This window comes from Inquilinus sp. NPDC058860, from assembly GCF_042743185.1.
GTDB lineage: Bacteria > Pseudomonadota > Alphaproteobacteria > DSM-16000 > Inquilinaceae > Inquilinus.
On sequence record NZ_JBHYMS010000058.1, the window covers coordinates 37,549 to 46,486 of the forward strand.

Annotated in this window: 5 protein-coding genes; 2 read left to right on the forward strand and 3 right to left on the reverse strand. The window is 72.1% G+C overall.

Translation table 11 applies throughout. The features are described 5' to 3' along the window. Window positions 1-31: 31 nt before the first annotated feature. Window positions 32-1,546, reverse strand: a complete 1,515-nt coding sequence (locus ACFW16_RS29315) for an aromatic amino acid lyase (protein WP_380311842.1) — start codon at window positions 1,544-1,546, stop codon at window positions 32-34. A 96-nt stretch (window positions 1,547-1,642) separates the two neighbouring features. Continuing rightward, window positions 1,643-2,008: a cupin domain-containing protein gene (locus ACFW16_RS29320; RefSeq protein WP_380311845.1), complete on the reverse strand. Its 366-nt coding sequence runs from the start codon at window positions 2,006-2,008 to the stop codon at window positions 1,643-1,645. Between the two features lie 149 nt (window positions 2,009-2,157). Between ACFW16_RS29320 and ACFW16_RS29325 the strand changes: the two genes are divergently transcribed. Beyond that, window positions 2,158-3,189, forward strand: coding sequence for an MBL fold metallo-hydrolase (locus tag ACFW16_RS29325; protein ID WP_380311848.1), 1,032 nt, complete (start codon window positions 2,158-2,160; stop codon window positions 3,187-3,189). 21 nt (window positions 3,190-3,210) lie between these two features. On the opposite strand, the gene ACFW16_RS29330 is transcribed toward ACFW16_RS29325, so the two are convergent. Then, complete coding sequence (locus ACFW16_RS29330; RefSeq protein ID WP_380311851.1) at window positions 3,211-6,951, reverse strand: beta strand repeat-containing protein; 3,741 nt, start codon at window positions 6,949-6,951, stop codon at window positions 3,211-3,213. Window positions 6,952-7,294: 343 nt separating this feature from the next. Here ACFW16_RS29330 and ACFW16_RS29335 point away from each other — a divergent pair, with 343 nt between their 5' ends. After that, window positions 7,295-8,806, forward strand: a complete 1,512-nt coding sequence (locus tag ACFW16_RS29335; RefSeq protein ID WP_380311854.1) for a PLP-dependent aminotransferase family protein — start codon at window positions 7,295-7,297, stop codon at window positions 8,804-8,806. Window positions 8,807-8,938: the final 132 nt, after the last annotated feature.

The following is an 8,938-nucleotide window of genomic DNA, read 5'->3' on the forward strand; positions in this document are numbered from 1 at the left end:
CAGGGACACTCGCCTGCCGCCGGCGCGGCTGTCAAGCCGGCATCTCCCAGGTCCTGAGCCAAGCTTCGATCGGGCCGAGATCGAAGGGCGCCTCGCCCTCGCGGCCGATCGGCAGCAGCGGGCGGATCGTGCGCCAGGGATCGCGCAGGCCCCGGCCCAGCCCGTCGGCCGGCAGCCCGCGGCGGTCGATCGCCCAGGCGGCGACCGCGGCCTCCACCGCCGCCGCGGTCCAGGCGGCGTCGAGCTGGCGCTCGGTCTCCTCGACCGCGAAGGGCGCCATGCCGCCGACATCCTCGACCCCGTCGCAGACCTGGCCGCGATACTGCAGCGCCATCGGCTGGGCGGCGATGCGGGCGGCGGCGACCTTGGCGGCGGCGATGTGGCCGAGATTGAGGAACTGCACCCCGCCGGCCGCCCCGGCCTCGGCCGCCAGCCCGGCGGGCAGGCCGCTGAAGGACGGCCATTGCAGCTTGTGCACCCGCTCGCCCGAAGCCTCGACCGCCTTGCCGACGGCGAGGCGCAGCGCGTCGAGCGCGACGGCCAGCAGCGTCGTCTCCATGCTGCCGTGGGAGACCGCGGCGCCGGTGGCGCGGTCGACCAGCGGGTTGTCGGCGACGGCGTTCAGGGCGCCCTCCCACGCCTCCCAGGCCCAGGCGAGGGCGGTGCGGGCGGCGCCGTGGATCTGCGGCACGCAGCGCAGGCTGAGCGGGTCCTGCAGCAGGCGCGGGGCGCCGGGCTGCCACAGCGCGCTGTCCTGCAGCAGCCGGCGCAGGGCCTGGCCGGAGGCGGCGTGCCCGGCCTGGGGATGGGCGCGCTCCACCGTCTCCGACCAGGCGCCGGGATTGCCGCGAAAGCCCTCCAGCGCCAGCGCCGCGGCGAGGTCGAGCGCGTCGAGCAGCCGCCTGACCTCGGCCAGGGCCAAAGCGCCGGCGGCGAGGGTGAGGGCGTTGCTGTTGAGCAGCGACATCGCCTCCTTCGCCGCCAGCCCGTCGAGCGGCGGCACGGCGGAGGCCATCCCGTCCGGGGCCGGCCCGTCCGAAGCGCGGCCGACCAGCGGCAGGGCAAGCTGCGACATCGCCACGATATCGGAGGCGCCGACCGAGCTGCCATAGCGCACCTCGGGCGCCACGCCGGCATTAGCGCGGGCCAGCTGTGCCGCGCACAGCGCCGGGCGCACGCCGGACCAGCCGCGGGCCCAGCCGTTCAGCTGCACCGCCAGCGCCGCGCGGATCACGGTGGCGGGCGCGCGGCGGCCCGGGGCGCGGGTGGCGTGGCCGGTCAGCACCGCGAGGTTGAAGGCGGCGTCGCGGCGCGGGTCGACGGCGAAGTCCTTCTGCGAGCCGAACCCGGTGGTGATGCCATAGGCCGGCACGCCGGCCTCGACGATGCGGTCGACCGCGGCACGGGCTTCGGCAATGCGGTCCCAGGCGGCGTCGGACAGGGCGAGACGGGTGGCGCCGACGGCGAAGCGGGCCAGGGCGGCGATGCCGAGGCTGTCGCCGTCGAGGGTCAGGACGGCCGTGTCGGCCGCGGGCATGTGGCTCATGATTCGGGGGCTCGCTTCGTCTCGCCCGATGGGTAGGGCAGGGCGGCCCGCCGCGCCGCCAGCCGAACGCCGCCCGCTGCTCCGCCAGCGACAGCGCTAGATCCACATGTCGTTGGCCGCCGTCCGCTCGCCGCCCTCGTGGCCGGTGTTGAGGATGCCGCGGGGTTCGATCAGCATCAGCTTCACCTCGCCTTCCGCGAAGGGCTTGTGCTCGACGCCCTTCGGCACGACGAACATCTCACCCGGGCCGAGCGTCACGGCGCCGTCGCGGAAGTCGATGCGCAGGAGTCCCTCCAGCACCAAAAAGGCCTCGTCCGTTTCCGGATGGTGGTGCCACAGGAAGTCGCCCTGGAGGCGGACGATCTTGAACTGCAGCTCGTTCATCTCGGCGACCACGCGCGGCTGCCACTGGTCGATGAACAGGGCGAACTTTTGCGCCAGGTTGATCGGGGCATAGGACATAGGGGAACTCCTCTCGGTGGGGGCTGCTGCAGATGTGGCCCGGCCGGCGCCGCGGATCTTGTACCGGCGTGCGCGGCGGGATCGGAGACAGCCCGGCCCTGCGCAACAAGCGCTTGGCGGCGCGGCGCCGCATGGCGAGGATGCCGGCCATGGATGCACCGACCCTGACCTATCCCCATCCCACGGCGCCCGAGCCCGGCGTGCCGGTGGAGGTGGCACCCGGCCTGCTGTGGCTGCGCTTCCCGCTGCCGATGGCGCTGAACCACGTCAACCTGTGGCTGCTGGAGGACGATGACGGCGGCTGGACTCTGGTCGACACCGGCATCGGCAACGCCGCCTCGCGCGAGATCTGGGAGGGCCTTCTGGCCGGGCCGCTGAAGGACAGGCCGGTCCGCCGGGTGCTGGTGACCCATATGCATCCCGACCATATCGGCCTGGCCGGCTGGCTGTGCGAGCGCTTCCGGGCGCCGCTGACCATGACGCTGTCGGAATACGCCACGGCCCGCGCCACCTGGTCGGACGACCGGCCGGAGGTGGCGGCCGCGCATGCCGCCTTCTACCGCGCCTCCGGCCTGCCGGCCGAGGCGGCGGAGATGGTGGAGGCGCGCGGCAACGTCTATCGCCGCGGCGTCTCGCCGATCCCGGTGGCCGCCCGCCGTATCCGCGACGGCGACACGCTCGCGGTCGGCGGCCGGACCTGGCGGGTGATCGTGGGTGAGGGCCATTCCAGCGAGATGGCCTGCCTGTACGATGCCGAACGCGGGATCCTGATCTCGGCCGACCAGGTGCTGCCGAAGATCAGCCCGAACGTCTCGGTCTGGCCGTTGGAGCCCGAGGCGGACCCGCTGGCGGATTTCCTGCGCAGCCTGGCCGTGCTGCGGCAATTGCCGGCGGAGACGCTGGTGCTGCCTTCGCACGGGCTGCCGTTCTTCGGCCTGGTCGAGCGGATCGACTGGCTCAAGGCGCATCACGAGGAGCGGCTGGCCCTGGTCCGCGAGGTCTGCCGCAATCCGGTAACGGTGGCCGAGGTGATGGCGGCGATGTTCCGCCGCGCGCTGGACCGGCAGCAGATGATGTTCGCGGTGGGCGAGGCGACGGCGCATCTGAACCGCCTGGTCGCCGCCGGCGAGCTGGTGCGCGACACCGGCGGCGACGGGATCTGGCGTTATTCGCGGCGCTGACCGTTTCGCCTCGCCAGGCGGCTACAGCACGAAATCAGCCGCTGTCAGAGCGTGGTCGGAATAGACGGTGATGATCGCGTCCTCCACCCTGTTGCCGGTGGTCTCGAGATAGACGCCGTAGCGGTTGTCGGCGAAGGCCAGCACCCGGATCTGCCCGATGCCGGTGAAGACGGCGCCGGTGCCGAAGGTGAAGGCGGTGTCGCCGTTGGCCGCGTTGCCGTCGGCGTCGATCGCCGACAGGTCGATCCTGTCGCCGGTGGTGAAGTCGGTGATCGCATCCTTGCCGGCGGCGGCGACGGTGCTGTCGGTGACGGCGGCATAGACGAAGCGGTCGTTGCCGGCGCCACCCCTCAGCACGTCGGCTCCGCCGCCGCCCGCGAGCACATCGTCGCCGGCCATGCCCCACAGGGTGTTGGCGCTGGCATCGCCGGTCAGCGTGTCGGTGAAGGCCGTCCCCAGAACCTGCTCGATGCCGCTCAGCGTATCGCCCTGGGCGTCGCCGCCCGAGGTGGCGCCGGTCGCCAGGTTGACCGTCACCCCGGCGGCCGAGCCGGCATAGCTCGCCGTGTCGATGCCGGCGCCGCCGGCCAGCGTGTCGGCTCCGCCATCCCCGTCCAGCGTGTCGTTGCCGTCGCCGCCGTCGATCCGGTCGTCGCCGGTGCCGCCGTAGATGTTGTCGTTGCCGGCCTCGCCGAAGACTTGGTCATTCTCGCTGCCGGCGTCGACCGAGTCGTTGCCGATGCCGCCATGGATGATGTCGACGCCGGCGCCACCGACGAGGCGGTCATTGCCGTCGCCGCCGTCGAGGGTGTCGTCGCCGGCCTCGCCAGAGAGCGAGTCGTCGCCGCCGTTGCCGGCAAGCGTGTCGTCGCCGAGCTCGCCGCCGATGATGTTGCGGGCGTCGTTGCCGGTCAGCTGGTCGGCGTTGCTCGACCCGTACAGGTTCTCGATGCCGGTCAGCGTGTCGCCCTGGGCGTCGCCGCCCGACATCGCGCCGGTCAGCAGATTGACCGACACCGCCGCCGTCGAGCCCTGGTAGTTGGCGAAGTCCGAGCCGGCGCCGCCGTCGAGGACATCGGCCCCGGCCCCGCCGCGGAGCTGGTCGTCGCCGCCACCACCGCTCAGCGCATTGGCCACGGCGGAGCCGTACAGCCGGTCGGAGAGCGACGAGCCGACGAGGTTCTCGATGCCGGTCAGCGTGTCGCCCTGCGCGTCGCCGCCCGTGCCGGTGCCGGCCGCCAAGCTGACCTGCACCCCGACGGTCGAGTTGTTGTACCACGCCGTGTCGATGCCGGCGCCGCCGATCAGGGTGTCCGCACCGGCTTCTCCAGACATCGCATCGTTGCCGGCGCCGCCGTCGATCCGGTTGGCGCCGCCATTGCCGATCAGGTTGTCGGCGAGGCCGGAGCCCACGACGTTCTCGATCCCGCTCAGCGTGTCGCCCTGGGCGTCGCCGCCCGCGCCGGTGCCGTTTCGCAGGTCGATCGACACGGCGGCGGTCGAGTTGTTGTACCAGGCCGTATCGACGCCATCGCCGCCGATCAGGGCGTCCGCGCCGGCTTCTCCGGACATCGCATCGTCGCCGGCGCCGCCGTCGATCCGGTTGGCGCCGGCATTGCCGATCAGGTTGTCGGCGAGGTCGGAGCCGATGACGCTCTCGATGCCGGTCAGCGTGTCGCCCTGGGCGTCGCCGCCCGAGGCGCCGCCGTTGCGCAGGTCGATCGAGACGGCGGCGGCGGACCCGGTGTAGCTGGCCGTGTCGCTGCCAGCGCCGCCGTTGAGGGCGTCGGTCCCGGCGCCGCCGCGGAGTGTGTCGTCGCCACCGCCGCCGGCAAGCGAATTGGCACCACCGTCGCCCGTCAGGCTGTCGTTAAAGGCCGAGCCGATCAGGTTCTCGATGCCCGACAGCGTGTCGCCCTGGGCATCGCCGCCCGTGCCGGCGCCGGTGGCCAGGTTGACCATCACCCCGATGGTCGAGGCGTCGTAGTAGACCGTGTCGATGCCCGCGCCGCCGTTGATCGCGTCGGCGCCGGCATAGGCGTTGATCTGGTCGTTGCCGTTGCCGCCGCTGACGACATCGTCCCCCGCGCCGGAGCGGATCGTGTCGTCGCCGTCGCCGCCGGTGAGCACATTGGCGCCGCCGTTGCCGGTCAGGGTGTCGGCGAAGGCCGAGCCGACGACGTTCTCGACATTCTGGTACGTGTCGCCCTGGGCGTCGCCGCCGAAGCCCTGGCCGGTGTCCAGGTTCACGGTCACCGCCGCGCCGTCGTAATAGATCGTATCGATGCCGGTGCCGCCATTGATGGCATCCGCCCCGCCATAGCTGGCGATCTGGTCGTTGCCGCCGCCGCCGTCGATGGCGTTGGCCCCGGCATCGCCGCGCAGGGTGTCGTCGAAGACCGAGCCGACCAGGTTCTCGATGCCCAGCAGCACGTCGCCCTGGGCATAGCCGCCCGAATTCCCGCCGAAGGTGAGGTCGGCGACGACCCCGGCGTTGGACTGGGCATAGCTCGCCGTGTCGGTGCCGGCGCCGCCCTGCAGCGTGTCGGCCCCGGCGCCGCCGTCGAGCACGTCGTTGCCGTTGCCGCCGTCGAGCACGTTGACCGCCCCGTTGCCGAACAGGATGTCGTCGAGGCCCGAGCCGGTGACGTTCTCGATGTTGGTCAGCGTGTCGCCCTGGGCGATGTTGCCCAAGCCGCTGCCGAGGACCAGATTGACGGCGACCCCGCCGGTCGCCTGGGCATAGGTCACCCGGTCGATGCCGTTGCCGCCGTCCAGCGTGTCGGCCCCGGCACCGCCGTCGAGCAGGTCGTCGCCGTCATAGCCGAAGAGGATGTTGGCCACGGCGCTGCCGGTCAGCGCGTCGGCCAGGGTGGAGCCGTTGACGTTCTCGATCTCGATCAGCGTGTCGCCCTGGGCCTCGCCGCCGGATGCGGCCCCGGTGGCCAGGTTGATATTCACCGCGGCGCCGGAGCCGTAGTAATTGATGCTGTCGACCCCGGCGCCGCCGTTCAGCACGTCGCCGAACTGGCCGCCTTCGAGAACGTCGCTGCCGGCCCCGCCGTTCAGCGTGTCGGCGCCGCCGGTGACGACGGTGCCGGCGAAGTTGTCGCCGTACAGGGCGTCATCGCCGTTGGCGCCGTTGAGCGTGTCGGCGCCGTCGAACCCGGCCAGGCCGGTACTGATATTCAGGTTGGCGGTCTGGATGTCGTTGAAGCCCGAGCCCAGGACCAGCTCGAAGCCGGAGAAGGTGCAGCCCGCGGTCCCGCCCTGCCCGATCCCTGTGCTCAGGTTGACGTCGATGCCCGCACCGTAGACACGGCCGTCGAGGATGTCGTAGCCGTCGCCGCCGATCATCGTGTCGGCGCCGCCGCTGAGCTGGATGTAGTCGTTGCCGCCGGCGGTGTCGATCACGTTGGCCCCGCCGTCGCCGGCGATCTGGTCGCCGAAGGCGGTGCCGATCACATTCTCGAAGCCGGTCATGCTGTCGCCGACCGCCTCGCCCGCGGCGCCGAAGGCGTTCAGAGCAAGCCCGACGCCCGCGGTGGCATTGGCATAGCTGAGCGTGTCGACGCCAGCGCCTCCATCCATGACGTCGGCGCCCAGGCCGCCCTGGATGGTGTCGTTGCCGGCCAGGCCGAGCAGTGTGTCGTTGCCGTCACCGCCATTGATGAAGTCGATGCCGTCGGGGTTGCCCGGATTGCCCGGATCGGTGCCGGTGAGGCTGTCGTTGCCCGGGGTGCCGTTGAGGGTCTGAGTCACGGAACGTCCTCCACTGTCGGGGCCGGCCGCCCTTCTTGCGGGAGCGGCCGCGCTTCGAAATGCGCCCGGCTGGGCCGGGTTGGCTCGCAATGGACAGGATTTAGCAGGTGTCCCGCATATCCGATTAGGTCCAGATCGGGTGAACCCGTGGTGCCAGATGCGGCTTTCGTGGGTCCAGATCGACCCGATCGATGGGTCCAGATCGGGCGTGGAGCAGCAACTGGCCGGTCGCTGCCCCGGGGACGGTGCGTGATGAGTCCAGATCGCCCCCGGTGATGGGTCCAGATTGCGCACAAAGTCGAAATACGATCTTATTCAGACCGATGGGCGGGGGGAGAGGCGCGTGGCGGCCGACGACATCCTGTGGCGGCAACTGCTGACGCTGTCGCGCCGGCCCGACCTGACGCTGCAGGCCCAGCTGCGCGGCGCCGTCGCCCAGGCGGTGCTGGACCGGCGGCTGCCGCCGGGAACCGAGCTGCCCTCGTCGCGCCGGCTGGCCGAGATCCTGGGCATCAGCCGCAACACCGTGATCCTGGCCTATGACCAGCTGACCCAGGAGGGCTTCGTCGCGGCGCGCAGCCGGTCGCGCCATATGGTCGACCCGGCGGCGCTGGAGAATGCGGCGCGGGCGGCCGGGGTGCGGCCCGACGCGCCGGCGCGGCGGCCGGACTGGACCGCGCGGCTGACCGGCCGGCCGTCCCGCACCCGGTACGTGACCAAGCCGGTCGACTGGTACAATTACCGCTTCCCCTTCGTCTACGGCCAGCCGGACCCGACCCTGTTCCCGATCACCGAGTGGCGCGAGGTGGTGCAGCTGTCGCTGCGCTCGGTCGCCATCCGCGACTGGGCCGGCGACCATGTCGACGCCGACGACCCGCTGCTGATCGAGCAGCTGCAGAAGCGGGTGCTGCCGCGCCGCGGCATCTGGGTGTCGCCGGAGCAGATCCTGGTCACGCTGGGGGCGCAGCAGGCGCTGTACCTGGCCGCGTCCCTGCTGCTGGGGCCGGAGAAGACGGCCGCGATCGAGCAGCCCGGCTATCCCGACATCCGCAACCTGTGCCGGCAGTTCGGCGCGCGCGTCCAGCACCTGCCGATGGACCGTCACGGGCTGCGGCCGGGCGCCGGCCTGGCCGGCTGCGACCTGCTGTTCGTGCAGCCGAGCCATCAGAACCCGACCACCGTGACCATGCCTCTGGCGCGTCGGCAGGAGCTGCTGGAGGCGGCGTCGGCGCATGACGTGATCGTCGTCGAGGACGATTACGACAGCGAGCTGACCTTCGTCGGCGAGGCCACCCCGGCGCTCAAGGCGCTCGACCGCGACGACCGGGTGATCTATGTCGGCAGTGTCTCGAAGACCCTGGCCCCGGGCCTGAGGCTGGGCTTCGTGGTGGCGGCGCCGGAGTTCATCGCCGAGGCCCGGGCGATGCGGCGGCTGACGGCGCGGCACCCGCCGGCGAACAACCAGCGCGCGGTGGCGCTGTTCCTGCAGCTCGGCCATCACGACGCCGCGATCAAGCGGCTGATCGCGGCCTATCGCGAGCGCGCCGCGGCGATCGGCGAGGGGCTGCGCACCTATCTGCCCGAATTCGACTTCCGGCTGCCGGCCGGCGGCTCGGCGCTGTGGGCCGAGGGACCGGCCGACGTGTCGATGAACGCGGTCGCCGCCGCGGCCGCGCCGCAGGGCCTGCTGTTCGACCCCGGCGCGGTGTTCTTCGACCGCCCGGTGCCGCCGGAGAACGTCGTGCGGCTGGGCTATTCTGCCATCCCGCTCGATCGCATCGAGCCCGGCATCCAGCTGATGGCCCGGCTGGTCCGCGCCGCCCGCCACGGCACCCGTCAGGCCGGGGTGGGGTGAGGGGGGCACCGCGGCGGGCGGAGGGGTTCTCGCAGTCCGAGCCGGCAGATCCTGTTACCCAACGGGCATCCGCGCGCGGACGCGCGCAGACCCCTCCCCCTTGCCCCCTCCCGCAAGGGGGAGGGGGAGTGA